This is a genomic window from Reticulibacter mediterranei (genome assembly GCF_016587455.1).
Genome location: NZ_BNJK01000002.1, coordinates 2,699,808 through 2,725,074, shown reverse-complemented (window position 1 = coordinate 2,725,074; position 25,267 = coordinate 2,699,808). Strand labels below are relative to the sequence as shown.

The following is a 25,267-nucleotide window of genomic DNA, read 5'->3' as shown; positions in this document are numbered from 1 at the left end:
TTGCTTCGTTTTCTCTCTCTACATCGAGGTACGCTGTTTACGAGGACGATTTCTATACAATTTCTCTATTTATGCAAAGCGCGCCAGGATATATGTTCCGTTGCTATTCTCCTGACTGCAAAGCACGCGCCAGGATTTTTTCGGCTACCTCCATTGTTTTGAGGCAATCGCGAAATGGCGAAGTGGTAACCTCTTTCCCATATTTCAATGAATCAATAAATTCACGACTTTTGGCGCAGAAGCCGCCGTAGATGAAAAATTGATCCCCGCCCGCTTCTTCCCGGGCACTATATACTTTGCCCTGGCTCTCTCCATGCCGGTAGAGCTGCGCCTCTCCTTCCAGGTCTGCATCGACAAAGATGCCGGGGGCGTGCATCTGCACTCGAAACACACGTTTGCCACTGCTCCAGCTATTGATTACAAAGCCTGTTGATCCATTATCAAAGTGCAGTTGAGCAGCGATCCAGTTAATGTCGGGCACTCCTATGCGCTTGCAATGGCTTTCAATGTCCACGATTTCTCCCCCACACATATAGCGCACAGTGTCGATGGCATGCGTACAATCATCAAGCATGTGGTCCCGCGCATTGAAAAAGGGCTCCTGCGCATACTTATAAAACTCGCATACTGCATGCACAATTGCTCCCTGCTTGAGGCATTCCTCGCGCATTTTGACCAGCAGTGGACTACTCCGACGCTGGTGGCTGACCTGCGTGACGACGCCTTTTTGCTCGGCCAGGTAGCTCAATATCTGTGCCTGGTGCCAGGTAATACCCATCGGTTTTTCGATGTAGAGGTTCTGCCCCTGCTGTAAACACCATAGCCAGATGTCGAACATTATGTGCGGTTGACCGATCGCGTAGACGCCATCCGGTGCACAGGCTTCGATCATGCTCTGGTAGCTGGTATAGCGCTGCTGGATGTGATAGGTATCAGCTGTCATATTGAGCCGCTGCTCATCCACATCACAGATACCTACAATCTCAACGTCGTCAAATGATGCTAGCGCGGGATAGTGGACCTGGTTGGCTAGCCTTCCTGCTCCAATGACGGCGATACGCACTTTTTCTTTCCTGGCAAACTGCTCGGACATATATGCTTCCTTCCCGCTTGAGCTCTCTTCTGCTACTTCTGCAAAGATGTGGATCTATCTTCTGCCTATAAGAATTACCTATGCAAAAAGAGATTTTGCGTAGGCGATATCTTCTGCAATCAAATGATCCACTGCGGCTTCGTCGCTATATTCGGCGGTTAGACAGATAGGGCCACTATAATTACGGCGTTTGAGCTCTGCTGCAACCTGTTCCCAGGACGCAAGACCTTGCCGTCCAGTTGTCCAGTATTGCGTATAAACCGCAGCCAGCGCTTCGGGTCCGTTCGTACGCTGCCAGAGCGCGTTCTTCAGATTCACCATACAGAGATGCGACCACACAATGTCCAGCGCCAGCTCGGGGATCTCTCCATTCAGTGCACAGTGCGCGGGATCGAGCACGGCGGCAATATGTTTCCTGTCATACTTCTCGATCAGATGACGGATGCCCATGGCATTTGCCACATAGCGTCCGTTGTGATTCTGTATGCCCAGCGTCACACCGTATCTATCCAGCAACGGGACCAGTGCATCAAATTCACGCTGCAAGCGCTGCTCGTATACAAGATACTCTGTCTCTTTGGGGATATCTATACAAATGCGAATGATGGGGATGCTCAACTCTGCACACAGCGCGATCATGGCTTCATCTGTTGGTCCGGCAATACTGTTGATGCGCAGATCATAATCAGCTAAAATATGCACAGCCTCTGGAAGGCTCGTACGCCTGCTTTCCGGTGTTACCTGATAGCCTGATCTTACTGGTAACTCCAGCCCATTGAAACCCAGTTTCTGTAGGAACGCTCCCAACTGTGGAAGCGGAGTTTTCCAGGGTTTGGTGAAAGCAGTAAAATTTATCTGCGGAGTGCTCATTAACTGCCTATCCTTTTTCTATTTTTAGATATCAACATCGATATCAGCGTCGATATCCGTGACAGAAAATGTCTTTGTCTCTCGCTACATGAGTAGTTGCTCCTTACGTGTTGCAATGGTTGACAATCAATCTGATTTATACTAACCTTGGTGTAAGGATACACTAAATCGATACATTTTTCAAGGCCAGAAGTAGCAAAATCAGCACGTTATTCTGAATCATTGAATTTAGTTTATCGATACACTAAAAGGATACATACATGGTAAAAGATAAAAAGAAATCCTTCCATGAGGTGACGATCCAAGATGTCGCACGTCTGGCGGGGGTATCGCCTACCAGCGTCTCCAATGTCCTCAATGGGCGCCTTGAGCGCATGGGCAAGGAGACGGTTGAACGTATTCAACGTGCCATTAAGCAACTGGGATATACGCCCAGTCTGGTAGCCCGGCAGTTGAAGACTGGTTATGTGCCAATTATCGGTCTCATTGTCCCGTCGGTGGCAAATCCTTTCTGGGGTGCTTTTGCCAGCGCTGCCGAAGAGACAGCGCTGCGCCATGGGTTCCGCGTTTTGTTATGTAACAGTGAGCGCAATCTGACGCGTGAACAATCATATGCAGAGGATATGTGGGCTCAGGGTATTCGAGCGATTATTTTTGGCTCTTCGTCGCTTTCATTGACGCATCTGTTCAGTCTGGTAGAGCGTGGCTTACATACTATTACTTTCGATCGCCATACTCAGCCAGACGATTCTTTCGATATCGATAGTGTCAGCATCGACAATATGCTGGCTGGGCGTCTGGCAACGGAGCATCTTCTTGCTCTGGGCCATCGACGTATCGGGCTACTCTCCGGTCCTATCCGTACAGTTAGCCGCATTGACCGTCTGCGAGGGTATCGCGCGGCTCTGGCCGAGGCCGGCATTGCTGTCGATCCCCGTCTGATCTGGGAAGCGGCCCCAGACTCCTCATTCGGTGATATTGAGGGTGCTGTGCTGAGTCGCATAGGGGCACGCGAGCTGCTCAGTCTGGAGCATCCTCCCTCGGCGATCATTGGTATTAACGATCTTTATGCACTGGGGGCGTATGCAGGGGTGCATGACATGAGGCTCTCTATCCCTTCCGCATGTTCCATTGTTGGCTTCGACGATATTATGTTTGCCGAGATCGCTCAACCACCACTGACCACTATTCGCCAACCTCTGCAGGAGATGCTGCGTGTCGCGGTCGAACGCTTAATTGAACGCTTGGAACATGCGAATGATGCCGGGGATATGGTCCATCATTCGTTTACGCCCGAGCTGATCGTCCGTGGTTCTACAGCTCCCATACTCACATAGGATACATCAGAACTGAGAATATAGAAAGCAAGAAAAGGTTGTGTTGCAAAGAAAAAACAGATCTGTTAGCATGAGCAAAAAAGAGTGCAAGTCGTGACAGAACAACAGCCCTTCAAATGGCGTCATTTCGAAGCAGAGATCATTTTGCTCTGTGTTCGTTGGTATCTCAGATATGCTTTAAGCTATCGTGACCTGGAAGAAATAATGGCAGAACGAGGGTTGCACGTCGATCATACGACGATCTATCGTTGGGTCCAACGCTATGCGCCAGAGTTAGAGAAGCGCTGCCGGTCACACCTGAAAACAACAACAGACTCGTGGCGCGTTGATGAAACCTATGTGAAGATCAAGGGAGAGTGGGCTTACTTGTATCGAGCTGTCGATTCAAAGGGGAATAAAGAAGCCTAATGAGCTTTCGGTTCTAAGCACGCGAGGTGCGAACCTGAGAGCTAAAAGCACGGCCTCTCCCTTGCAAGGGAAGAGATCATGCTTTTTTGATTACATTTCAATAGCTCACCTGGCGGGTCGGTTCTTTTGTTGCCTATGTCACATCGTAACTGTGAAGAGCGTCCTGTTATTCTGCTCTGAAAGAAACTATACTTCGATCAACAAAATACAAAAATTTCTACTATTAGTAAATCTCTTGTTGCTTGTAATGAAATAGAACTGTGACTTTCAGGAGACGATTATGAACCAGAACACTTTCACTGTTATCCCCTCTACTGCTTCTCAAGCAGGTCATCGCAGATGGCTGATCCAGATTTACCGGCGTGCTGGCATCTTCTTAGCAGTTGTTGCACTGCTGGTCATGGTCGGGGCATTCGCTGCTACCCCTTCTGCACATGCGAGCGGAGGATGTTGGAATTACAATACAAGAGCGACTAACGCGACTTATCAGGAAGACCAGAATCCCATACTCTATAGGAACAACAATGGAAGCCCTAGATTCGGATTTGGGTACAACAGTTGTGGCAAAACCATGCTGCTGAAGTGGTCGAGAATCATCTGTTTTGAGGGATGCTCTGGTCTTTACTATCAGGTTGACTGGAAACGGCCTGGATACGATACGTGGCAGCAGTTTACTGTTACTGACCGTGCAGGTTCTACCTACATGACTTCCCCCTTTAAAAATGTTCACCCGGGGACGCAGTACGACTTCGCAGTCAGGGCGTGCTTTACACATGGCTGCGAGAAGTGGTCGCCGACGGTCTCGATGAATACATAACCTTGCCTATAGCGTGTGGATGTCGAGTTCGGCTCTTTTTCAGGGGCAGGCGGGAATCTTGCAAGAAGGTGATAGGTGGAAGAAGGTCTCCAGACTCAGAGTGCTGGCCTGTCAATCCCAACAATAATGATCCTGGTAAGCAAGCGGTTCCAGAACCGCTTGCTTACCAGGATCATTATTGTTGGGATTGACATCTTCTAAACAAAGCGACGGGCGAAGAAGAGCGTCCGTGTCATAGGGCGTGTTGGTGATCGGTGAGGACCTCATTGATTGCGCGTCGAGCAATGCCCGCGAGTGCAGGGTTGGTGTGCTGATAGTAGGGGAGAGCGATCAGACCATAAGTCGCCCTGCTGTGCAGAACGACTCATGCCTTCTGTAAATAAGATAATGAAATGCCGAAATAATAGGCGGCGCTGCAGGAGCGAAATCGAAGCACGCCCATATTCGCGTACGACAACTTCTGCCTCCCCTAAAAGAGCGTCACCCAGATCACCATCGTCGGTAATCGCCTCATTTCTCTCCCAACCAGATTGGGGAGAGGGCTGCGTTACCGCATTGGGATCAGTGGAGCGAGACACTCCTGCGTGCTGCTGCCGCCAGTAATCGGCCAGAGCAGTGGCTTCCTCATCGGAATCGTAGCAGACTTTCGCCTGGTTTTCACCTTCAGCAATTTAGCAACAGTATCCGGGACGGATCATACACCCTGACATCAGTGTAAGGGTCAAGAGGTTTCTGGTCGTATCTTACCATTTCTGACAGACCTGCCAGGAAGAGAAGGTTCATCTCCCAAAAATGTACAAAGTCGAGCTCATATAACACCCAACTATCCTCTAAACCACTCGTGAGCCTTACTCACTCCCTCTCGCTTCAAACTCAGAGCTCCAGACTGAACTCAGAGAACGGCGATTGTAGCCTGCTGCCGGGTGGTAGCTCAATGCTGAAGTAGTGCTGAAGCATTTCCCGATAGGCGTCATCAGCGAGATGCATTGTAATCGTCTCATCGGGGCGGCGAATTTTGAATTCAGCGTTATTGAGGATAATGCGGGCATCATCAGCCACAATTGTAGCAATTGTATGGTGCGTAAAGTGAGAGTTGGGATTCGTTGAAGCATAATAATTCATCGCTTCATAATCGGGGGGATATTGTTCTTCCAGCGAGAAAGCATAGAGATTACGCCACTGGTCGCCCAATTTATGCTGGAATAGAAAGCCGAGTTTGGGATCGGCCAGCAAGCGATAGGTGTCGAGGCGCTGAGGGAACTCGCGCTCCAGTTGGAGGGAAATGGGTTCGACCAGGCCATTGCCGCCGAAACCTACGTCCGCAATCCAGCGCTCTTCATCGATCTCGACCAGCGTTAAGCGATGGGATTTGTGCAGAAACTGTTCGCCGTTAAAAACGCGTGCTGCCAGAGGGGTTACGGTAAAGCCCAGGTGCTGTAAAACCAGAAAGAACAGACCATTGAGTTCATAGCAGTAGCCGCCGCGCCGCTGCTCGATGAGCTTGCTGACAAGGCTGGCCGAATCGAGCAGGATCGGTCGCCCCAGGAACAGATTGAGGTTCTCGAAGGGGATGCTCGACACCTGAGCGCGATGCAGGCGGCGCAGTACCTCTAGCGAGGGCGTGAGCGGCCCATCGTAACGGATACGTTCCAGATAGGCCGCAAGACGAAGCGGATGAGTATCAGACATTGTCAGGTATTTCTCCTCTCAGAGCACTTGAGCATGCGCGCTCTAGAAGAGCGTTGACACGTTGCTTGCAAGCGCTCTGCGTAAGATGATCTCTTTTACACAGGAAGTAGGTTTCCACAGAGCGACTCCATGCTCAAGCATACCATGATGTTGCCAGATGCGCACTGGTATTATGGCCAGCTTTGCTCTGTGAGGAGTCGCCAGCGTCGTCACTCGTCGCTTCGGTTCCGCGTGAGTTCCATACCCCCGGAATCGCCACCGTCACCGAAATCGCCATGAGTCGCTCCTGTTCCCCCTCTGGGGAACTGCCAGAAGCGCTCTCCGTCGCCCTTGCTCCCGTGATCCCGCCCAGGGTCAGCATTGCGAGAAGCGCCATCAGTCGCTTGCGTTCCTGTGGCCTCGTTCCGCAAAGCCTTCTTTGCGGAGATCACTGATACAGGCAGCTCTCAGATAACACATATTTTAGCAGCTCTTCAGTAGAGTGATTTGTCAGACGCATGGTCTTGACCCCCTCAAGAGAGGATCTTTCGTGCGTCGAAACGGCGCACGATGGTCGCGGTGGAGTCCCTTCGTTCTGGCTCCAAAGCACTCCCAGCCCGCCAGGCTTCATTCTGGCTGGTTGATCGTGCCATGACCTACCTCAAAGGGGCTGGAAACTCCTTCATACCCCAGGTGAAGGATCATCCCAGCCGCTGCATGATCGAGATTATGGCAGTGATCCATCCATATCCCCGGGTTATCGGCACGAAAAGCAACTTCATAGCTTTCTCCCGGAGCGACGTTGAGCGTATCAACCCACCAGGGACTTCCCGTGACAGGTCGCCCATTGTAGCTCAGCACCAGCATGGGGTGATCCATCCAACTCGGGTTGACAAAGCTCACTTTGACCAGATCTCCTTCACGCACCATCAGCATCGGGGTATTCGGAAACACTTCCCCGTTGATTGGCCACACCGATTCCATCTTGCCATCATAAAAGCCTATCATATCATCAAGGATCAACGTGAATTCCTTGTCAAAGTGGCTTGACAGCCCAAATGGCGTCTTAGCCGGGCTCCCATACGTGGCTGGATTGAAGACGGGACCATCTGCCAGGACAGGCGCGCTCGCCGTGGCATCCTGGCTCAGCAGGAGACGCACATTTGAACGCTTTTGCAGCCAATCGAGCGACACTGCCGTCCCTGGCATGGTGAATTGAATGTCATACCTTCCCCCGGCAGCAACCAGAAGCCGTTGCCTGGTCACGTCTGTCGGAGCATTCAGATCCGTTCCATCGATAGCAACCACTTGAAACGGCTGGGGAAGAAAAACAGGTATGAGGACTCTGCCCATCACAGCAAGGATGGGTTCAAAGATGGCTTTACCGGGCGAACGCCATCACGCAGCGCGTTGGGCATGCAGGCGCTGGGCGCTCTCAAGGTGGAGCGCTGATAGACCTCGCGCTTGTTCCAGAGGGCGAACCGCCATGCTGTGACTCTTGCCCTCGGCCCGTTTGCGCTGATAATAGGTCGAGGATCTCACGAATGACCCGTGGGTAAGCGTCATGCCCATCGGTCGTCACCCGCTCTGGGGCGTGACCAACTGTAGCGAGAGCTTGCTTGAAAAAGCTCTTGGCAGCCTGCATATCCCGTTTCTCGCGGAGAGCGCGAATCAACCAGGTTCCCATCCGAATCAATGGCGCGGTAGAGGTAGCACCACTTCCCGTGCACTTTGACGTAGGTTTCATCGACATACCATGAGGTTTCTGCGTGTCCACAGCGTTTGGCCCGTAGGTGGTCAGCCAATAACGGAGCAAACCGTGCTTCCCAGTCACGAACCGCCTCGTGCGTGAACACAATGCCACGTTCCAAAAACATCTCGGCCAGATCCCGTAAGCTCAAACTTGTAGCGAAGTCGAAAGAGCACGACGATCAACCAATCGGTATCTCTTGCCCAACAACGCGAGCTGTTTCGCCAACGATTGGCTCTCTTAAAGACTCTCGTTCTGAAAACCTAACCTCAAGAAGAGAGACGAGATCTCTCCCTAATCAATTTTTTGCTTCCTCTGTTCTCAGTTCTGACGCTTCCATTCTGATCCAGTTTCCTTGACATCGAAGGGTACGAGTGTTATCATTTAACCATCTGATTAATTCAATCAATCATACGATTAATTCAATCAACCAGTTGATTAGGCAGGGAGGATAAGAACAAAAGTGGGCAAAGTTATTCGCGAACGCGACGCCGAGGTTGCACGCGAGGCCATCTTAGAGGCCGCTGAAGAGGTTTTTGCGCGTGTGGGATTTGCTGGCGCACGCATCGATGCCATCGGAGCAGAGGCAGGGTACAACAAAAGCCTCATCTTTCACTACTTTGGAGGAAAAGAGGGATTATACAGGGCGATTATAGTGCGACTCAAAAAGCGTATGATGGATGGATACTTGGAGCCACTCACGGCTTTCGTGCAGAGCAGCGACGAGATGAGTGTCAGCCGCTTGCGCATTTTCCTGGAATTGAACATTGATCGCTACTGCACGTTTCTATCAAAGAATCCACGTAATTTGCACATTATGGCCTGGGAGGCGGCAGAGGGCTGGCACACTTTTTTAGGAGATATAAAAGAACTTGAGGAACATAGAGCCTGTATGATCTGCCTGGGGAGCTTCTTACACAGCGCCCAGGAAGCAGGCATTATCAATCCAAAGCTCAACACACGCTTCGTGTTCTTGAGCATTCTACATCTGTGTGTTATGTACTTGCTCAACCTCCCTCGTTATGAGTGGTTCCTGAGCGAGACTCTGACCAGCCAACCAGAAACTTTGGCGTTTGCGCGCCAGCAGATCGTTGAACTCATTTTGCATGGCATAGTCAATCCATCTCTGGAAAGGTCTGAAAAATGACAAGAGGGTATCGATGGCGGGTGGCGGCAGTTGTGTCGTTAGGGCTGTTTATGGCTATTCTGGACAATACGATTGTGAGCGTCACGCTCCCACAAATGCAAAAAGCTTTTCATACAGACTTTGAAACAATTACCTGGGTGGCTTCAGCCTATTTTCTGGCTCAAGCAGCCGTCATTCCCGTTGTCGGCTATCTGAGTGACCGTATTGGTTCAAAACTGGTCTTTCTGACAGCATTGATGCTGTTTACCGCTGGCTCAGCGCTTTGTGCGCTTGCGCCAACCAAAGAGACGCTGATCATCTTTCGCGTCTTCCAGGGCATCGGCGGCGGAGCGCTGCTACCAATTGCGTTTTCGATCATTTTTCGCATCTTCCCGCCAACTGAGCGCGGGATGGCAAATGCGGTGCTAGGCATTCCTGTTATGATGGCACCGGCCTTTGGTCCAACTATCGGTGGCTATCTGAGCACCAGCTTCTCCTGGAATGCAATCTTTAGCATCAATATCCCTATTGGCATCGTCGCACTGATCCTGGCAATTCTAATGTTACCAGGTCGTGCAGCGGATTTTGAGAATCAGGGAGAGGCCGTCGGCAAGTCGCGCTTCGACATCCTGGGTCTGGTCCTTTCGATGATTGGCTTTACTGCCTTAGTCTACGGTATTACTGAGGCTGGCTCTAAAGGCTGGGGCGATCCTACCGTGCTCACGTTTATCGTTGTTGGCGCGGTGGTGCTGGCGACCTTTATCGTGATCGAACTGCGCGTCAGCGACCCGGTGATGGATCTCCGCCTCTTCGCAAATTATACATTCACGATCTCAAATATTGTCGTCTGGATTGTCGCGGCGGTGCTCTTTGGCAGTTTATTCTTGCTCCCACTCTTCTTCGAGAACATTCAGGGCGCAACGGCTCTGGTAGCGGGTGAGTTGCTTATTAGCCAGGGGCTTGCGATGGGTGTCGGTATGGCGCTCTCTGGTGCTCTCTACAACCGGGTTGGTCCGCGCATCTTAGCTGCAAGCGGGTTAGCGCTACTTGTGATTGGCACCTATAGCCTCACACAACTGGATGTCAACACGTCGGGTGTTTCGCTACAGGTCTGGTTGGTCCTACGCGGTCTGGGGCTGGGCTTTACCATGCCTCCTCTACAGACAGTGGCGCTATCCGCCGTCAGCAATCGAGCTATGGCGAAGGCGTCCTCGCTGGTGACAGTCACTCGCATGGTTGCCAGTGCCATTGGTGTTGCAGGTCTCACCACTTACCTGACGCAACAGGGAGCGAACTACGCTCTGAATATCCAGGCAGCGATGCAAACAGGCTCGCTATCACATCAGTTTAGCAATATCGGCGCTGCCTGTGCTTCCGCATCTAACCAGGCTATCCTGCACGCCTGCGTTGCTCAACATGCGTCAACGCTTGGCCTCAACGATACGTTCCTGGTCGTGGTAATCTTCTGTGCTGCCTCAATTGTGCTGGCCCTGATTGTGGGTCGCGACCCCTCTCTGCTGGCGCTCAAGGAGGCGAAAGCGCGTGGAGAAGATTTTGTACTGGAACGCGAACCGATACTGACCGATTAGGGCAAAGAAACCGCAAAAAAGAGCCACGTCAAATGGTTTACTGGCTCTTGCAAGATTCGTACTATAGGAAATTCATGGATGTTGAGCACGTAAGAGAAGGCTGCTCCTCTTACATGCTCAACATCTTCACAAAATCAGGTAGTGTTGCAAAAAAGGAAGCTGATCTGGTACAGTGGAGAGAAAAGAACGAAAGCGATCTCCATCATGGGCCATCCAAGCCAAAATCCTTTTAAGTGGCGCCACTTCCAATCTGACATAATCCTTCTGTGTATCAGATGGTATCTTCGATATTCGCTCAGCTATCGTGACCTCGAAGAAATGATGATGGAACGTGGGCTACATGTGGATCACACAACCATTTATCGATGGGTTCAGGAGAATGCTCCTGGATCGCCACACTCTTTGGAGCGGTAGCCTAAGAACGATGGTTCCTTACCATCGTGCCTCAGTTTCTTCTTTGCAATTTCTTGCAACACAACCCCTTTGATTGCTTGGATACCTATCCTGATGGGACACCTCGTTTACATATTCCTGTCGGGAAAACAAAACGGGAACGCAAGGACCATGGGAGTGTGACCTGTACCTGACCTGCTCAAAGTTTGTCACCACCCCAGCGTATACCCCTCGACTCCGCCGCCGCCGTTGGATAGAGCGCGCATTGATGGAAGAAGCCCAGGAGAAAGGGTGGGTACGTGAGGTGGAACGTCATCAGTGTACGATACAACGGCTTGAGAAACTCCTCACGGATTTAACAGAACCTCTTGAGGGTCCAGAAGCCATAGATTAGGAGCAATTTCATCTTTCATACCGATGGGAGAGGCTGTGGCGCTTACGCAATCCTCTCCGAAGGTTGACGAGACTCTTCCCCAGAACCGAAGAGTCTCAAAAAACCTTGGTTTCCTGGGACACGAGCGCCCAAGTAACCAACGATAGGCAAGCAGAAACAATTATAACTTGGCGCTAATACGGTAGACCTGGATCGTCACACCGCTCGGGGTGGCCTGCGATTCGACCAGTTCGAGCACCCTGTCTCGACCGGTGTCAGGGAACAGCCGCGTGCCCTGACCGACGACCACGGGGAAGGTGAACAGGGTCATCTCGTCAACAAGGTCGTTGTCGAGCAACCACCGGAATAGGGCACCGCAGCCGTGCACCTGTAGTTCGCGCCCCGGTTTGGCTTTCAGCTCGCGGATGGCGGCCACGACCCCACTGGAGAGAACGATCGTGTTCGTCCACCGCGGGTCGGTGAGTGTGGTCGATGCCACGTACTTGGGCTTCGTGTTCAACGCCGTCCAGATCGGGCTATTGCCCGGATCGTCCCACGCTCCCCAGGTGTCGGCGAAGAGCTCGTAGGTCCGCCTGCCGAACAGGAACGCGTCGGCGCGCTGGTAGATCTCGTCCATGACCGTCCCGGCTTCGTTGTCGAAGTGCGCCCATCCGGCGCGCTCGAATACGCCGCGCTCGTGCTCGGCGAGGTTCACGCCGGGTCCCTGCATCACGCCGTCAATGGAGACCTGCGTAGTGGTTGTCAGTTTCATGGTTCGTCCTTTCTCGCTCTCCTGCCAAGAGCAGGAGATAAACTACGACGATAAACGATGGACACTCTTCCTCGTTATCGCAGACCGATGTGCTCCTTATCGGACATTACGCCTGAAGGCAGGCCAGGGGAGCGTCTTGCCGGATCTATCCCAGGAGATGATACGCTTTGGCCTCAGCCGAATCAGTTCCGGGCTAAAAGCTGGATGAAGAGCCTGTCCTCCTCAACTTTCTAGTTGCTCTTATAACTTCTCACGAAAGCCCGTTGGGACCACGTATCGCCCCCTGCTCATTGGTCATTGCCAGTCTTTCGCGACGTTGGCTCTGCACGTACTCAATTTTTGCTCTCGTGAATCGACTCATCGGTCTCCTTTCCTTTTCCCAGTACCAGATTCCAGGTAACGAGCACCTCCTCAAGAACGCCAGGGAGCTGATCGACAGCCACATGTTCGAGAATAAGCGGCAAATCAGGACGCTCTTTCCGCACAAAATCGAGATAGAGTTGTTGTGGAAAGACTCCTTGTCCAAACGCCGGGGTGTCGCTCTCAGCCCCTTGTTGACAGACATCTTTGAGATGTGCCAGTACGAAACGGTCCTTGAACTGCTGAAGGAACGCTGCGACCACCTGCTCTATGTGTAAAAGCTGATCCTTTCCCACATAGTTGTAGGGATCAAGCACAACCTGAAGATGCGGCGTCGGGAATTGCGCTAAAAGCCTCGCCAGACGCTCCGGGGTATTAATCACATGGTTCACATGCCCCTCTATAGCCAGAATGGTGCCGTGCCGCTCCGCAACAGGCAGCAGTTCTCGCAGCGTGGTGCAGAGGCTCTCCCATGCTTCTGTTCCCTGGTTTTCAGGCGAGGGGCCCCAATCGTTCTCACGATTGCACGTTCCCGTCTCAGTTGCAACTATCTCCGTTCCATAGTTTGGCGCGAGTTCCAGGCAGCGTTGCAAGAACGCAGTGTTCGCTCGCCGTTGTGTCTCGTTGGGCGCAACGAGGTTTCGGTAGCCGCCCAGAGCGATGATAGCTCTGCCGGCTGCTTGCAGTGGCGTACTCCATTCCACGGTCCGTTCTCTTTCGGCGAAGACCTTCTCAAGCAACGGCGTTCCCAGTTGGAGAGTGGTGAGCCCGAAACGACTGAGATGGGAGAGAAGCTGTTCTCTCTCGTCTGGCCTGGCGATGAGTTCATGGGCCATCGCTCCCAGACGCAATCCTGTGTGAGCAAGAGCTTTTTGCATATCCTTTTCTCCCCTGTTTATGCAATCTGGTCACGTGTCCGCTCTGGCTTTCCTCCGTCTTGCTTCCTCATCGGCGAGGGAAAGGTTGAAGCAATCTGGACGCGCTGCCCTGTCCGCGCCGAGCGGAGTGCCGCCTGCATCACGTCAAGAACGTGTACAGCATGCTCCCCACTCAATACCGGTTTCTCTCCTTTGGCAAGACATTCAGCAATATAAGTTGCCCCACTCTGCCAGACATAGGGCTCCTGCTCAAAGGTTTCCCACTGACCAGGAGCTTTCACCTGATCCCCACGATAGATGCTGACCTCTCCAGGCTCCCAGGCAGGGCCACTCATGGTCATCGCACCCTCTGTGCCAGTGATCTGGACCGTCCATTCCTGACGCAAGGCGGCATAGACAAAGCCGGACTGAATCACGGAATAGACGGCATTCCCGTGATCCAGAATCAGCGCGGTCGTGTCATCAGCTTCAACCACAATGGCTTCCCCGTTGATGAGACGCTGCTCCATGGCCGTTCCTGCCATCGCCATGACGTTTTGCGCGGGGCCAAGCAGACCGGTGAACAATGAGACAAGGTAGACACCTATATCAAAAAGACTCCCCCCCCTTTCTGGTAAAACCAGGCGCTTCCCGGCCATGCAGGGCCACTTGAGCCAATGATTCCATGAGCGGCAGAGGGGCGTCCAATGGTGCCTGCCGTGAGCATGCTCGTCATAAACTGAAAGCTGGGGGAAATGAGATTCGCGGGAGCGCTCCACAGGCCAACGCCTCGAAGCTTGGCCAGGGAGAGCAGTGCCTGTGCATCTTGCAGATCTGCGGCAATTGGCTTCTCACACCAGACATTTCTCCCCGCTTCCAGAGCTTTCCGATTGACAGAAGCATGCAACGGCATGGGAGTGAGGTTGACCAGGAGCTCAAAATCGAGAACGTTGAGCATCTCGTCAACGTCTGGAAAAGCGTGCTCAATGGCGTAAGTGCGTACAAAGTGCTCTGCACGGCCTGCTACCGGGTCACTCACTGCTACCAGATCAACAGCATTGCTCTGTTGTAAGTGGGAGACATAGTGCTCCGCTGCTTTTCCACAGCCGACAATGGCTACATGTACTTTTCGCATCATTGTTCTCTTTCCTAAAAAGTCCTTCTCAATGATGGAAGATCCTTTTCTGCATGAAAAGAGGTGCAGAATATGAGGACGTTCTCCATCACTATTGTTGTTAATGATAGCTGGAAACAGCCGAGAAGTGAATACAAAACGCAAAGGAATATGCTATACTTTCCCAAAAAGAGAAAGGAATAATGGAATATGGCTTTGCAAACAGAAAGACCACTCGATGGTACGGACTGGAAGCTCCTGCGCGAGCTGCAACGAGACGCTCGCCTCTCGTACAATGAGCTGGGACGACGGGTGGGGTTATCCGCTCCGGCAGCCGCAGAGCGCGTGCGGAAATTGGAAGATGCGGGTGTCATCATGGGCTATGGGGCGCGAATCGACCCGGCGAAAGTGGGGATGCCGCTGTTGGCGCTGATTCAATTACGCTGTGCTCCTGGCAAATGCCTCTTAAAAATGAGTACAGTAGCGGAGTTTCCAGAAGTCCTTGAGATGCATAAGCTGAGCGGCAGCCACTGTTCTCTGCTCAAAGTGGCACTGGCTTCGATGCGACATCTGGAAGCCTTCAATGAACGCTTGGGAACTCATGGAGCACTAGTGGTTCATATCGTGACATCCAGCGCGCTGACTCATCGCATGATCGATTGGGAACAACTCGACGTCAACGTCGATCCTCCCACTGATCCAGGGTGGGCCGAGCACTAGAGGCGTTTAAATCCTGCTGATCTCTCCTCTAGAAATCTTCCTTTCAGATCAGATGTGGGTAACCAATGAGAAAGATGTCTCATTATCGACCGTTTTCTGACACTCACGGTTCTACTTTTCTGGCATGAGAACGCATCACATCAACGAGCATGATGATGAGCATTGACCAGTCGCAAAAAAACGTATCATAATCAAAGTCTCATTTTCTTCAAGGTGAGATGAGAGGATAATCACCAATTATTTTCACCAACTGCGTTCAATAAGAGAGTTCTTGCGATGATTGTTCTATTCGAGCGAGCGGGGCAAGCCGCCCCTACGCGTCAGATCATATGCTTCGTAGGGGTTGCGGACTGCCCGACCTGCATTAACAGTTCAATCAGTCTGAAATACGATGTAAGTCACCTTACGCAGATGAATATCTGTGGAGAGGACAGGACAATTTCCCGATGATGTGCATCAGTCGCGCGACATAGCCATACAGGTCGGCTCGCCAACCTGAGCCATGCTGCTCTGGGCTTTGTCCATAATCGGGCAGACTTTCAGCACCTCTATCACGGTGCGTACTCCGGGCGTCCGTTGGGCCGATAGACTTGGAGCGTTTTGCCCTTCGGTAGCCTACAGCGTGTTAATGTTCCCTGACTTCAGGGAGCGTTGTTCACGCCCGGCGGACCGGCAAGCACTCTGGGGACGCCCTCCAGCAGCTGAATCCTGCCGTCGAACGTTCGGGTGCTAACCATATCGAGGGCAACATCGGGATAACCGTCGTAGATGCGTTCCGCGCCGGTGGCACCGGTGATCACGGGAAAGACGACCACCCGGAAACGGTCTACAAGACCCGCCTTGAGCAGCGACCGACACAGGCTGACGCTGCCGAGCGTGCTGAGGATGCCGAAGCCCTCCTCCTTCATCGCCCGGACCGCCTGCACGGCGTCGCCGCGCACGAGGGTCGTGTTGGCCCACGTGAGGGGCTCCTCGAGCGAGGCCGAGAACACCACCTTCGGCGCTCGCGTGAGCTCGTCGACGCTGGCCTCCTCCTCGGCTTCAATCGCGGCGGTTCCCGCCGGCGTCTCTCCGCCGGCGAAGCCGGACATCAGCCGGTACGTGTTCGCGCCCATCAGGTACGTCACCGGTGGTTGCTCGCCGAGCCAAGCGAGGTACTCCGGCCCTTCGAGACCCCACCAGCCGGGCCAGCCATCCCCCGACGCGTAGCCGTCCAGGGTAGTGCCGAGGTCGATCATGAGCTCTCTCATCGTGCTCCTCCTCGAGCGATGGATTGGTCGTCGGACGATGTTGGCGTCAGAACGTGATTGGTTACCAGTTTCATGGTTCTTCCTTTCTCTCATATCCAGGTTTCGGAGATCACTCCATTGACTTCGATTGCTTTATTCCCTCACCCTGCGTAAGATAAGTTAAAATACTGCTTCATGAAATCGCACCAATCCTCATTTTGCCGAAGTTCAAAATAGGCGGGTGCAGAAGCAGCGAAATCGCGTGGTGTACAGTCTGCAAAAGACTTAAATTCGCGGATCAGGTGCGCCTGGTCACTGTAGCCATAGACATCCGCCAGATCTGCTAATCGGATGGATGGATTCACCAGTAATGCGGCCTGGAGGCTACCAAAGCGAACAATCCGGGCATATGCTTTAGGCGAAATAGCCGTGTAATGTTTGAACTGTCGCTCGAATTGGCTGGATGACAGGTAGCTCTGTGCAGCAAGGTCTGCCATGCGGATTTGACCATGAGAGCGATGCAGTAAATGTCCGGCAGTGAGGATTAGCATGAGATCGTGCTTCTGCCGATAAGCAGTTTTGCAGACAAATTCCTGATAGCAGTCGATGGCTTCTCCATATCCTCGATGCGCGACAATCTGCGTCAGATCATCCGCAAAACGCTGCCAATCTGCATCAAGGCCGATCACATGCACAGTTGATGGATCAGCATCAATATTCAAGATCGGCTTGACCGCCCAGGGATACAACTGCATCGAAATCATCTGGCAGAAACCAGCAGCGCGAATCCGAAGCGGCTTATTTTGAAGCGGGTTAACAAATGCCCGTGGTAGTTCGAGCATTCCGTATTCGCTCTCCAACATGAGTGGCGCACCCACATTGATCACCACTTCGATGTATGCATCAGGGAGGTACACCTCACGGTTATAGCTTTCCTGGTCTTGCTCAAGCGCCCAAAAGCAGTTCACATCTGCTGCCAACATTGGCACCGGAGCATATATCGGTTGATGCAACATTCAACAATCTCCCTATAGCGACTCAGCTGTCTACATTATAAGCGCACTTATGACCTATTGTATTGAAAAAATTCCGCATATTTTTGTTGGAGCTTATTTGATGGGATGTAACTCCCAAGATTGAGCGGGAATTTTCTGTCTCTTTCAGAGAGGCAAAAAAGGCGGTTGTGTTGCAAAAAATAAGAAGGGCAAAAATATGTATGGAATCTTTCTGCCTGTTTAGTTTAGGAAGCCATTCCAAAGAGCTTATTGACCAATGCAATCTGGCTTCGAATGTCTCCTTTGCACACCCCTTGCAGTTGCCCGTTTCTTATCATGTTCATCATCTCATACCCCTGTAATGTTCGCCTGGCTGTCTCAGCAGAGAAAAAGCCCATTCCTGGCCTCGTTAAGCGTTTGATGAAGCGATGATCTTGTTCCACCAAGTTATTAAGGTACTTCACTTGTCGCAATTCACAGCTTGCGAAGAGATGTTCTTCCGCCTTCAATGCAGCAAAGGCTTTCGGATAGGCCGCGTTTTTATCGACGTTGATCACGCGTGGCGAGCTCGTATGAGAGGCAGCAAGCGTTTTCAAAAGGAAGTGCTTGGCGGCTTCTCCATCTTTGGTTGAACTCAACCAAAAGTCGAGGGTCTTTCCTCTGAATCAACCGCCCGATACAGGTACATCCACTCTTTTTTGATCTTGACATAGGTTTCGTCCACCCGCCAGGAATCGGTTGTAGGCTTCAAATAGGGGCGGCATCGTTTTTCCAATTCAGGAGCATACTGCTGGACCCAACGATAAATGGTACTATGATCGACATGGAGTCCCCGTTCTAGCATGATTTCTTCGAGATCTCTGTAACTGAGCGTATAACGCAGATACCAACGGACGCACAGAAGGATGATGTCAACTTGAAAATGACGCCATTTGAACAGATTCTGCTCGATCATGTCTGATCCTCTTTGGCTCGTTTCTCTTCACTCTAGCAGATCGGTTGACTTCTTGCAACACAACCAGAATGAGCGGGTTATAATAAGGAACACAGCATGCGCACTCGCATGCTTCCCACAGAAGAAAACTATCTGAGGAGTTCATGGTTTAATGCTAGCACCTGAATCTTCTTTTACTGCTTGTGTTGCAAATATGAAAAATCCGGATCTGAGTGTCAGCCAGCGCAAAAAGGCGGTATATCTGTTGCGGCGGTTCTATGGTGCAAAGGCGCTGAATGAGTTGATTTCTATGGTGCAGGATAAACAATCTGCGGTGAGGTTGGAGGTGATTAAGGCGCTGAGAGTGATCAATGATGCACGGATTTTGCCAGCTCTGCTTCCTTGCCTGACGGATAAATCAGCGAAAATTCGCCTGGAAGTGGTTGAAATGTTGACCCTCTGGCGTGATCCTGACCTGGTTTCCCACCTGGCTCCCCTGCTACAAGATCGTGAGCGAGACATTCGTGAAACAGCCGTAAAGGCTCTGGGCAAGTCAGGTGATGTGCAAAGTGTTGCTTTGCTGGCCCCTCTCATTCGTGATCCTGACTCGATAGTGCGCTGGAAAGCTCTAGAAGCGTTGGGGGAACTGGGCGATGCACGATGTATTGCTTTGCTGGAACCACTGCTCCATGAGCAGAGCTATATGATGCGTGAAGAGGCTGTAAAAGCCCTGGGCAAACTGAGAGATCCGCAATGCTTGCCTCTATTTCTTCCTTTACTCGATGATTCTAAAACGAGTGTACGTGTGGCAGCCATAACTGCACTGAGTAAACTACAAAATCTACAATGCCAGGCTTTGCTGGAACCATTGCTCAGTGACCCTGAACAGCGCGTGCGGGCAGCAGTGGTCGAAGCGCTGGGAGAGCTGGGCGATGCACGGTGTATTGCCTGGTTGGAACCGCTACTCAACGATCCGGAATTGTCTGTACGCCAGGCCTTGCTCAAGACATTAAGCAGACTAAAAGACTCTCAGACCTTGCCCTTGCTCACGACCTTGCTTGGCGATGCTGATGCAGGCGTGCGTTGTGGGGTTGTGAACCGGTTGTTTCATCTGCAACCAGAGCAACTGGCTTCGATAATCACCCCCTTGCTCAGCGATTCCGCGGCTGAAGTAAGAGAAGCAGTCGTATCCAGGCTAGCCAGCCTGCAAGATCCGGGCCGCGTAGCTTTGCTGCTTCCCCGCCTCAAGGATCGCAATGCAAAAGTTCGCAGCGCGGCGTTGCAGGGAGATACATTCAAAGATGCACAATACATTCCGCATCTGGTGCCTCTGCTGGCTGATCCAGCAGAGGATGTGCGCCTGCGTGCCCGGACTCTCTTGAGAGACATAAAAGAGAAGCAGTGTATTCCCTTACTGGTTCCCTACCTCAGCAATCCCCGTAAAGAGGTACGTGAGGAAGTGGTATGGTTGCTGGATCAGTTGGAGAGTGAACAGTGTATTCCTTTGCTGCTCCCATTACTGAATGATCCTGAGCGGTATATATGTGAACAGGCGGCGGCAATCCTGAGCAAATGGCCTGATGAGCGCTGTATTAGTGTATTGGCATCCTTGCTGAGTAGCCCCGATGGAGCCAGGCGGCTTGCAGCAGTGAGCGCTCTGGACAAGATAGGAGGAGACCAGTGTGTTTCTCTGCTGCTGCCTCTGCTTGAGGATGAGCAGCAATCTGTGCGTCGGGTCGTTGTGATGGCTCTGGGCAAGCATAAACAAGCAGGGGATACATCATTGACTCCTCTGCTTATGCCTTTGTTGCAGGACAGGAGTACAATGGTGCGTTGGGATACAGTACGAGCGCTGAGCGCGCTGAAAGATCCGCAATCCATCCCTTTCATCCTTCCATTGCTCCACGATTCCGATCCGCTGACGCGCGAAATGGCTGTAGAGATGATAGGTGCGCTGAAAGACGAGCAATGTTTTGCTTTGCTGCTCCCGCTGTTGAGCGATCCGGTGCCCTCGGTGCGCGGAAGAGTCATCGCCGCGCTGGGCCGCTCACAGGATCAACAGTATATTGCTGTTCTGGCACCGCTGATCAATGATCCCGACGCGAAAGTACGCTGGGACATCGTCCAGGCTCTGGGCAATCTTCCAGGAGAGCAAAGCCTGGCTCTCTTGAAAACCTTCCTCGATGATCCTTACTGGGTGGTGCGCAGAGATGCAGGAGAAAAGCTCAGGAAATGCTATGGAGTACAGAGCCTTCCTCTGTTAAAAAAGTTGCTCAATGATCCAGATAGGGAAGTTAGCAGCAGAATAGAGGAGATCATCGCCGAACTGGAAGAGCAGATGGCGGCATACGTCGATGGCTGAGCAGACGGTTGTGTTGCAAGAATGAAGGTGCGATGATAAACTCTTCTTTATTTGGAGGGTCACATCTGAAGGTTGTGTTGCAAAAAATACGAAGAAAACAAATTGAGCGCGAGGTTCCTTTCAATCGTTCTCAGGCTACCACTCCAAAGAGTGTGGCAACCAATGCCGCTTGGCCTCTTACATCTCCTTTGTCCACTCCTTGCAGTTGCCCTTTGCGTATCATGTTCATGATCTCGTACCCTTGTAATGTTCGCCATGCTGTGTTGAAGGAGAAGAAGCTCATTCCAGGTTTCGTCAAGCGCTTGATGAACCGATGATCTTGCTCGATCAAATTGTTGATGTATTTCACTTGTCGTAATTCACAGCCTGTGGGCACGCCTCCTTCTGTTTTGAGTGCGTTGAAGGCTTTTTGTCCACGTTGATGACCCGGGGCATGGTGGTATGAGAGGCGGCGCGTGTCCTGAGAAAGAAGTGTTTCGCGGCATGTGCATCTCGTGTCGAACTCAAGGAGAAATCGAGCGTATTTCCTTCCGAATCAATCGCGCGATAGAGGTACACCCATTGCTTTTTCACCTTGATGGACGTCTCGTCAACCCGCCAGGAGTCATTGCAGGCTTTGAGATGGGACCGGCAGCGCTTCTCCAATTCGGGGGCGTAGTGCTGGACCCAGCGGTAAATCGTCGTGTGATCCACATATAACCCTCGTTCGAGCATGATCTCTCCAGATCTCTGTAGCTGAGCGAATAGCGCAGATACCAGCGTACGCGACATCCGAATGATGTCGGCCTGGAAATGACGCCATTTAAACGGATGTTGGTTCTGGTTGCTCATAGGTGACCTCTTTTCCCCACTGTAGCAGGTCAGCTTTTTCTTTGCAACACAGCGGAAACCCTACGACTGGACATTCTATCGGCCTGCAAAAATACAAAAGGTACAAAAAGGAGAGCGGCGCGTCTTGGTCGCGAGAAGAGGTGACGGACACATGATTTTTGATGTGGACCTTCCATAAAACGTGCTGGAGGTAGCTCTCAGAGAGCTGTTATTTCAGAACTCAGCTTATTGCACTCAGAACACAACCTGCGGGATGGATCTCTCTAAAACGAAGCAAAAGGGTGCAGGTAGAATATGAGGCAGATAATGAAAGAGCAGGCACATGGTTGCGATGTTGTCGCTGGATTTCTCAAGAGCTATGCAACGTGTGTAGCTCAAGCTGCCCAGGAGAACGTCCTACAGAGCAGCGAAGATGGTGATCTGTGGCTGTATCTCCCTAATTGGGCAGCAGATGGCGAAGGGGCCGCATTATTTCTATCTGGGTTACAGGAAGTACATGGCATTTTTCCATTGCCATGCGTTTTTTCATCCTACGGTCCCTTACGTGTTTTTTTAGAACCCTCTCTTCTATTGCTCCAGACTCAACTCAAATGACCCGATAGTCAATCCCTCTCGGTTCGCGATCTCTGTTCCCAACATACATAGTGGCTTGCAAGCCTCGGCGAGGGCCATTCCACTTTCGGTGAGCGAGTAGACCACCTTCGGAGGGACTTCTTGGAAGTCCTGCCGAATCGTGAGGTTGTCGGCCACCATTTCTTTGAGCTCCTGGATGAGCATCTTCTCGCTGACTCCCCCCACGAGCCTTCGCAACTCGCCGAACCGTTTGGGTCCACTGGCGAGGTTCCACAGGACGAGAAACTTCCATTTACCCTCGATCAGTTCGAGAACAACATCCAGACCACAGGTATAATACGTCTTCTTCATATCAGGTGACTCCTTCCCAAATGGTGAGGACCTCCACAGAGAACAGCACAGGGCACCATTCTCCCTTCCTCGGAAGCAACGGCAATGAGCGGTCCTCACGTACACCTCTATTTACCCTTTTTCAAGCAACTCAAGCCTAAATGATACTTACCAAAAAGTCAGTACTTGTCATAAGGAAACCTCTCTTCTATACTCTATCACAGTGGTTGAGGAAACACAAAACACATCCTTCTCCACCAAGAAAACGATGAACGACGGTGGCATCGGCCAGGTCTGAGGCCCAAAAGTTACTGTCGACTACTTGTCAGAACAAGTACTTGTCGGGACAGGACGGAACTGGCATTCGCCCAAGCGATATCCCTGTTTCCGACGACTAGCAAAGGAGCATTCAATGAGTTATGCAATCATCGGGCTTGGCAAGATTGGAACGGCCATCGCCCAGGCGTTCGCCCACCAGGGGATCGAAGTCGCCGTTGCAGGCAGGCGGCCCGTGGACGCGCTGGCAGCGCAGATTGGCCCGTCACTCATCCCCCTGCGGGTAGAGGACGCCGTCAAGGCCGACGTCGTCATCCTGGCCATGCCCTTCGCCGCCCACCGGGAGATCGCGCGGGCTGCCGAAAGCTGGCAAGGAAAGATTGTCATCGACGCCACCAATGCGTTTGGCGTCCCATCCGAGGAGCTAGGCGGACTGCCCTCAACCGCTGCCATCGCCAAGGTGCTGCTCGGCGCGAAGGTGGTGAAGGCCTTCAACCATCTGCTTGCAGACGTCCTGGCTCAAGGACCGACAACACCCCAGGGGGGGGCGGCGGGTCGTGTTTCTCTCTAGCGACGACGAGGCGGCGAGCGCCTCGGTGGCTACCCTCGTCAACAGGCTCGGCTTCGCACCGATCGAGTTGGGAAAGCTCGGCGAGGGCGGGCTGCTCGTCCAGGCACGGGGCAACACGTGGGGCCAACTCATTTTCCAAGACTTGGCCAAGTTCGACTAATCGAAGTGTAAATTCAATCGTTCTGTCGTAATTTTGTGATAATTAGCTGTCGTAATGTAAAAAGGAGAAGCCATGGGAAAACTTGAAGGTAAGGTTGCAGTCATCACGGGTGGATCGAGCGGCATGGCACTGGCGAGTGCCAAGCGGTTCGTTGAAGAAGGCGCCTATGTTTTCATCACGGGCCGGAGGCAGGAGGCGCTCAACGAGGCCGTCAAGCTGATTGGCCGGAACGTGACCGGCGTGCGCGCCGACTCCGCCAGCCTGGCTGACCTCGACCGGCTCTACGAGAAGGTGAGATCCGAAAAGGGCCACATCGATATCGTCTTCGCCAGTGCCGGCGGCGGAGAAGTTGACAAGCCGATCGGGTTGATCTCGGAGCAGTTGGTCGACGATACGCTCAATCTCAACGTCCGAGGTACGCTATTCACCGTCCAAAAAGCGCTGCCCCTCATGCGCGACGGCGGCTCGATCATCCTCAACGCCTCGAATGCGCACCTCAAGGGATATGCTGGAGCAAGCGTGTACGCGGCTGCCAAGGCGGCGGTCAGGTCGTTCGCGCGAAGCTGGGCGAACGACTTGAAGGACCGCAAAATCCGGGTGAACAGCATTAGTCCGGGAGCGATCGGCGACACGGCCGCCTACGCTGGAATTTCTAAAGAGTTGACGGATTTTTACGTCTCGGTGGTTCCGTTGGGACGCTTCGGGCATTCTGAGGAGATTGCGGCTGCGGCACTCTATCTTGCCTCGGACGACAGTCGTTTCACGACGGCCATCGATCTCGTTGTCGACGGGGGCATGTCTCAGGTCTGACCCGGTGCGGTCCCGCGGCTGGCACTGGTGAAGCAAGCTCCCGATGTGTTCCAGCGCACTCAGCAGAAGCTTCTGGAAGATCTCGCGAAGGTCGCCACGCAGCGAAGCGGATAACCCAGCGCCGTTGAAGGCTGGGGAATCAATATCAACATGGATCGGAGAAGCATCATGAGTTATGCAATTGTAGGATTCGGCTCGGTAGGCCAGGCCCTCGCCCACGCCTTCGCCCGTAAAAGCATCGACGTGACCGTCGCGAGCCGCAGGCCGTCCGAGGCGTTGGCGCCGCAGGCTTGGGCGATTGGACCCACGGTCGTCGCCAAGTCGCTGCGGGATGCACTCGAGGCCGACACAATCATCTTAGCGGTCCCGTTCTGGGAGCACCGCGAGGTTGCGAAGGCTCTGCCGAGCTGGGAAGGTAAGACGATCATCGACGCGACAAATACAAATGCTCCCGTTGAAGACCTGGATGGTCAGCCGTCGTCCGCAGTTGTCGCCAAAGCATTTACCGGCGCCGGGTTCGTAAAAGTCTTTAACCGTCTGCCCGCTGCCGTTCTGGCCGCTGATCCGAGCGTGAATGGAGGCAGCCGCGTCGTGTTTTTGTCAAGCGACAACGAAAATGCGGTGGTGCCGGTCGCGGTTCTGGCCGAACAACTCGGTTTCGCGCCGATAGCGCTAGGACCGCTCAAGGATGGCGGCTCGCTCGTCCAGGCCAGAGGGAATACCTGGGCTGAACTGATCTTCCAGGATCTCGTCAAGTTCAAATAGCGGCGCGTCACGACAAAGTCACGGCGGCCACGCGCATCGCTAAAGGCTCTGAGTTAAGATAGCGGCGACGTCTCCGCAAAGTGGATAAGTGCGGCGCAGTTTTGCAAATGAGCCTGAAAAGTGGCTCCTTTATCGGTCCAGTCGGATTATCGGCACAGTTTTTGGCGGGATAACAGTGCTCACT

The 25,267-nt window shown here is 52.6% G+C and carries 25 protein-coding genes and 6 pseudogenes; 14 read left to right on the top strand and 17 right to left on the bottom strand.

Features of this window, described 5'->3' with window-relative positions:
• Positions 1-103: 103 nt before the first annotated feature.
• Entirely contained in the window at positions 104-1,093 is a 990-nt protein-coding gene (locus K3T83_RS50950; protein WP_220210778.1) for a Gfo/Idh/MocA family protein, read from the bottom strand.
• Positions 1,094-1,171: 78 nt separating this feature from the next.
• Positions 1,172-1,963: a sugar phosphate isomerase/epimerase family protein gene (locus K3T83_RS50945; protein WP_220210777.1), complete on the bottom strand. Its 792-nt coding sequence runs from the start codon at positions 1,961-1,963 to the stop codon at positions 1,172-1,174.
• A gap of 260 nt (positions 1,964-2,223) precedes the next feature.
• On the opposite strand from K3T83_RS50945, the gene K3T83_RS50940 reads away from it, so the two are divergent.
• From K3T83_RS50940 to K3T83_RS57525, 4 genes and pseudogenes are all read left to right on the top strand, one after another.
• A complete protein-coding gene (locus K3T83_RS50940; RefSeq protein WP_220210776.1) occupies positions 2,224-3,300 on the top strand; it encodes a LacI family DNA-binding transcriptional regulator in 1,077 nt (358 codons plus the stop codon).
• 93 nt (positions 3,301-3,393) lie between these two features.
• Positions 3,394-3,696: pseudogene (locus K3T83_RS50935) on the top strand (IS6 family transposase); the annotation flags it as partial.
• 292 nt (positions 3,697-3,988) lie between these two features.
• The gene (locus tag K3T83_RS50930; protein ID WP_220210775.1) at positions 3,989-4,525 is read left to right on the top strand and encodes a fibronectin type III domain-containing protein; all 537 of its coding nucleotides are present in this window, start codon (positions 3,989-3,991) and stop codon (positions 4,523-4,525) included.
• 75 nt (positions 4,526-4,600) lie between these two features.
• Positions 4,601-4,726 (top strand): hypothetical protein, encoded by a 126-nt coding sequence (locus tag K3T83_RS57525; RefSeq protein WP_268963594.1) that lies wholly within the window; start codon positions 4,601-4,603, stop codon positions 4,724-4,726.
• A 62-nt stretch (positions 4,727-4,788) separates the two neighbouring features.
• Here the strand turns inward: K3T83_RS57525 and K3T83_RS50925 are convergent, their stop codons facing one another.
• The 4 genes from K3T83_RS50925 to K3T83_RS50910 all read right to left on the bottom strand — a co-directional run bounded on the left by K3T83_RS50925 (position 4,789) and on the right by K3T83_RS50910 (position 7,387).
• Complete coding sequence (locus K3T83_RS50925; RefSeq protein ID WP_220210774.1) at positions 4,789-5,103, bottom strand: hypothetical protein; 315 nt, start codon at positions 5,101-5,103, stop codon at positions 4,789-4,791.
• 295 nt (positions 5,104-5,398) lie between these two features.
• Positions 5,399-6,214 carry an arylamine N-acetyltransferase family protein gene (locus K3T83_RS50920; protein WP_220210773.1) on the bottom strand — a complete coding sequence of 272 codons (816 nt, stop codon included), beginning with the start codon at positions 6,212-6,214 and terminating at the stop codon, positions 5,399-5,401.
• Between the two features lie 133 nt (positions 6,215-6,347).
• Positions 6,348-6,590, bottom strand: coding sequence for a hypothetical protein (locus tag K3T83_RS50915; protein ID WP_220210772.1), 243 nt, complete (start codon positions 6,588-6,590; stop codon positions 6,348-6,350).
• Positions 6,591-6,820: 230 nt separating this feature from the next.
• A complete protein-coding gene (locus K3T83_RS50910; RefSeq protein WP_220210771.1) occupies positions 6,821-7,387 on the bottom strand; it encodes a multicopper oxidase domain-containing protein in 567 nt (188 codons plus the stop codon).
• Positions 7,388-7,408: 21 nt separating this feature from the next.
• On the opposite strand from K3T83_RS50910, the gene K3T83_RS50905 reads away from it, so the two are divergent.
• Positions 7,409-7,645, top strand: a complete 237-nt coding sequence (locus K3T83_RS50905; protein WP_220210770.1) for a hypothetical protein — start codon at positions 7,409-7,411, stop codon at positions 7,643-7,645.
• A gap of 79 nt (positions 7,646-7,724) precedes the next feature.
• On the opposite strand, the pseudogene K3T83_RS50900 reads toward K3T83_RS50905, so the two are convergent.
• Positions 7,725-8,128 (bottom strand): annotated as a pseudogene (locus K3T83_RS50900) (IS6 family transposase); the annotation flags it as partial.
• 278 nt (positions 8,129-8,406) lie between these two features.
• Between K3T83_RS50900 and K3T83_RS50895 the strand changes: the two are divergent.
• The 3 genes and pseudogenes from K3T83_RS50895 to K3T83_RS50885 all read left to right on the top strand — a co-directional run.
• Positions 8,407-9,090 carry a TetR/AcrR family transcriptional regulator gene (locus K3T83_RS50895; RefSeq protein WP_220210769.1) on the top strand — a complete coding sequence of 228 codons (684 nt, stop codon included), beginning with the start codon at positions 8,407-8,409 and terminating at the stop codon, positions 9,088-9,090.
• Positions 9,087-10,658 carry a DHA2 family efflux MFS transporter permease subunit gene (locus K3T83_RS50890; protein ID WP_220210768.1) on the top strand — a complete coding sequence of 524 codons (1,572 nt, stop codon included), beginning with the start codon at positions 9,087-9,089 and terminating at the stop codon, positions 10,656-10,658. Before K3T83_RS50895 ends, K3T83_RS50890 begins: the two co-directional genes overlap by 4 nt.
• A gap of 204 nt (positions 10,659-10,862) precedes the next feature.
• Positions 10,863-11,045, top strand: a pseudogene (locus K3T83_RS50885) (IS6 family transposase); the annotation flags it as partial.
• A 205-nt stretch (positions 11,046-11,250) separates the two neighbouring features.
• Here K3T83_RS50885 and K3T83_RS57520 read toward each other — a convergent pair.
• Both K3T83_RS57520 and K3T83_RS50880 read right to left on the bottom strand, forming a co-directional pair.
• Positions 11,251-11,382: a hypothetical protein gene (locus tag K3T83_RS57520; RefSeq protein WP_268963593.1), complete on the bottom strand. Its 132-nt coding sequence runs from the start codon at positions 11,380-11,382 to the stop codon at positions 11,251-11,253.
• A 223-nt stretch (positions 11,383-11,605) separates the two neighbouring features.
• Entirely contained in the window at positions 11,606-12,196 is a 591-nt protein-coding gene (locus tag K3T83_RS50880) for a dihydrofolate reductase family protein (RefSeq protein WP_220210767.1), read from the bottom strand.
• Between K3T83_RS50880 and K3T83_RS50875 the strand changes: the two genes are divergently transcribed.
• Complete coding sequence (locus K3T83_RS50875) at positions 12,180-12,404, top strand: hypothetical protein (protein WP_220210766.1); 225 nt, start codon at positions 12,180-12,182, stop codon at positions 12,402-12,404. The two genes, K3T83_RS50880 and K3T83_RS50875, sit on opposite strands and share 17 nt — an antisense overlap.
• A 124-nt stretch (positions 12,405-12,528) precedes the next feature.
• Here K3T83_RS50875 and K3T83_RS50870 read toward each other — a convergent pair whose 3' ends face one another.
• Genes K3T83_RS50870 through K3T83_RS50860 form a run of 3 tightly spaced genes read right to left on the bottom strand, consistent with a single transcriptional unit; the run spans position 12,529 to position 14,551 of the window.
• Positions 12,529-13,434: a sugar phosphate isomerase/epimerase family protein gene (locus K3T83_RS50870; protein ID WP_220210765.1), complete on the bottom strand. Its 906-nt coding sequence runs from the start codon at positions 13,432-13,434 to the stop codon at positions 12,529-12,531.
• Between the two features lie 17 nt (positions 13,435-13,451).
• On the bottom strand, positions 13,452-14,072 hold the full coding sequence (locus K3T83_RS50865) for a Gfo/Idh/MocA family protein (protein ID WP_220210764.1): 621 nt from the start codon (positions 14,070-14,072) through the stop codon (positions 13,452-13,454).
• A complete protein-coding gene (locus tag K3T83_RS50860; protein ID WP_220210763.1) occupies positions 14,018-14,551 on the bottom strand; it encodes a Gfo/Idh/MocA family protein in 534 nt (177 codons plus the stop codon). Before K3T83_RS50860 ends, K3T83_RS50865 begins: the two co-directional genes overlap by 55 nt.
• 186 nt (positions 14,552-14,737) lie before the next feature.
• On the opposite strand from K3T83_RS50860, the gene K3T83_RS50855 reads away from it, so the two are divergent.
• Entirely contained in the window at positions 14,738-15,247 is a 510-nt protein-coding gene (locus tag K3T83_RS50855) for an Lrp/AsnC family transcriptional regulator (protein WP_220210762.1), read from the top strand.
• Between the two features lie 641 nt (positions 15,248-15,888).
• Here K3T83_RS50855 and K3T83_RS50850 read toward each other — a convergent pair.
• From K3T83_RS50850 to K3T83_RS50840, 3 genes and pseudogenes are all read right to left on the bottom strand, one after another.
• Positions 15,889-16,497, bottom strand: a complete 609-nt coding sequence (locus K3T83_RS50850) for a dihydrofolate reductase family protein (RefSeq protein ID WP_220210761.1) — start codon at positions 16,495-16,497, stop codon at positions 15,889-15,891.
• Positions 16,498-16,637: 140 nt separating this feature from the next.
• Positions 16,638-17,492, bottom strand: coding sequence for a helix-turn-helix transcriptional regulator (locus K3T83_RS50845; RefSeq protein ID WP_220210760.1), 855 nt, complete (start codon positions 17,490-17,492; stop codon positions 16,638-16,640).
• Positions 17,493-17,716: 224 nt separating this feature from the next.
• Positions 17,717-18,426: pseudogene (locus K3T83_RS50840) on the bottom strand (IS6 family transposase).
• A 151-nt stretch (positions 18,427-18,577) separates the two neighbouring features.
• On the opposite strand from K3T83_RS50840, the gene K3T83_RS50835 reads away from it, so the two are divergent.
• On the top strand, positions 18,578-20,767 hold the full coding sequence (locus tag K3T83_RS50835; protein ID WP_220210759.1) for a HEAT repeat domain-containing protein: 2,190 nt from the start codon (positions 18,578-18,580) through the stop codon (positions 20,765-20,767).
• Positions 20,768-20,897: 130 nt separating this feature from the next.
• On the opposite strand, the pseudogene K3T83_RS50830 reads toward K3T83_RS50835, so the two are convergent.
• Together K3T83_RS50830 and K3T83_RS50825 are read right to left on the bottom strand one after the other, a co-directional pair.
• A pseudogene (locus K3T83_RS50830) lies at positions 20,898-21,538 on the bottom strand (IS6 family transposase).
• 627 nt (positions 21,539-22,165) lie between these two features.
• Entirely contained in the window at positions 22,166-22,522 is a 357-nt protein-coding gene (locus K3T83_RS50825; protein WP_220210758.1) for a winged helix-turn-helix transcriptional regulator, read from the bottom strand.
• A 391-nt stretch (positions 22,523-22,913) separates the two neighbouring features.
• Here K3T83_RS50825 and K3T83_RS50820 point away from each other — a divergent pair.
• The 3 genes and pseudogenes from K3T83_RS50820 (at position 22,914) to K3T83_RS50810 (ending at position 25,083) form a co-directional block, all read left to right on the top strand.
• Positions 22,914-23,508, top strand: a pseudogene (locus K3T83_RS50820) (NADPH-dependent F420 reductase).
• Between the two features lie 72 nt (positions 23,509-23,580).
• Positions 23,581-24,318: an SDR family NAD(P)-dependent oxidoreductase gene (locus K3T83_RS50815; RefSeq protein WP_220210756.1), complete on the top strand. Its 738-nt coding sequence runs from the start codon at positions 23,581-23,583 to the stop codon at positions 24,316-24,318.
• Positions 24,319-24,486: 168 nt separating this feature from the next.
• Positions 24,487-25,083, top strand: coding sequence for an NADPH-dependent F420 reductase (locus K3T83_RS50810; RefSeq protein WP_220210755.1), 597 nt, complete (start codon positions 24,487-24,489; stop codon positions 25,081-25,083).
• Positions 25,084-25,267 lie beyond the last annotated feature (184 nt).

Bases quoted from the DNA above. Each gene is read 5' to 3' on its own strand.
- K3T83_RS50870 (WP_220210765.1), bottom strand. From the start codon at position 13,434: ATGCAAAAAGCTCTTGCTCACACAGGATTGCGTCTGGGAGCGATGGCC.
- K3T83_RS50890 (WP_220210768.1), top strand. From the start codon at position 9,087: ATGACAAGAGGGTATCGATGGCGGGTGGCGGCAGTTGTGTCGTTAGGG.
- K3T83_RS50850 (WP_220210761.1), bottom strand. From the start codon at position 16,497: ATGAGAGAGCTCATGATCGACCTCGGCACTACCCTGGACGGCTACGCG.
- K3T83_RS50915 (WP_220210772.1), bottom strand. From the start codon at position 6,590: ATGGCGCTTCTCGCAATGCTGACCCTGGGCGGGATCACGGGAGCAAGG.
- K3T83_RS50945 (WP_220210777.1), bottom strand. From the start codon at position 1,963: ATGAGCACTCCGCAGATAAATTTTACTGCTTTCACCAAACCCTGGAAA.
- K3T83_RS50940 (WP_220210776.1), top strand. From the start codon at position 2,224: ATGGTAAAAGATAAAAAGAAATCCTTCCATGAGGTGACGATCCAAGAT.
- K3T83_RS50865 (WP_220210764.1), bottom strand. From the start codon at position 14,072: ATGGCCGGGAAGCGCCTGGTTTTACCAGAAAGGGGGGGGAGTCTTTTT.
- K3T83_RS50950 (WP_220210778.1), bottom strand. From the start codon at position 1,093: ATGTCCGAGCAGTTTGCCAGGAAAGAAAAAGTGCGTATCGCCGTCATT.
- K3T83_RS50855 (WP_220210762.1), top strand. From the start codon at position 14,738: ATGGCTTTGCAAACAGAAAGACCACTCGATGGTACGGACTGGAAGCTC.
- K3T83_RS50930 (WP_220210775.1), top strand. From the start codon at position 3,989: ATGAACCAGAACACTTTCACTGTTATCCCCTCTACTGCTTCTCAAGCA.
- K3T83_RS50835 (WP_220210759.1), top strand. From the start codon at position 18,578: ATGCTAGCACCTGAATCTTCTTTTACTGCTTGTGTTGCAAATATGAAA.
- K3T83_RS50845 (WP_220210760.1), bottom strand. From the start codon at position 17,492: ATGTTGCATCAACCGATATATGCTCCGGTGCCAATGTTGGCAGCAGAT.
- K3T83_RS50815 (WP_220210756.1), top strand. From the start codon at position 23,581: ATGGGAAAACTTGAAGGTAAGGTTGCAGTCATCACGGGTGGATCGAGC.
- K3T83_RS50860 (WP_220210763.1), bottom strand. From the start codon at position 14,551: ATGATGCGAAAAGTACATGTAGCCATTGTCGGCTGTGGAAAAGCAGCG.
- K3T83_RS50880 (WP_220210767.1), bottom strand. From the start codon at position 12,196: ATGAAACTGACAACCACTACGCAGGTCTCCATTGACGGCGTGATGCAG.
- K3T83_RS50825 (WP_220210758.1), bottom strand. From the start codon at position 22,522: ATGAAGAAGACGTATTATACCTGTGGTCTGGATGTTGTTCTCGAACTG.
- K3T83_RS50810 (WP_220210755.1), top strand. From the start codon at position 24,487: ATGAGTTATGCAATTGTAGGATTCGGCTCGGTAGGCCAGGCCCTCGCC.
- K3T83_RS50920 (WP_220210773.1), bottom strand. From the start codon at position 6,214: ATGTCTGATACTCATCCGCTTCGTCTTGCGGCCTATCTGGAACGTATC.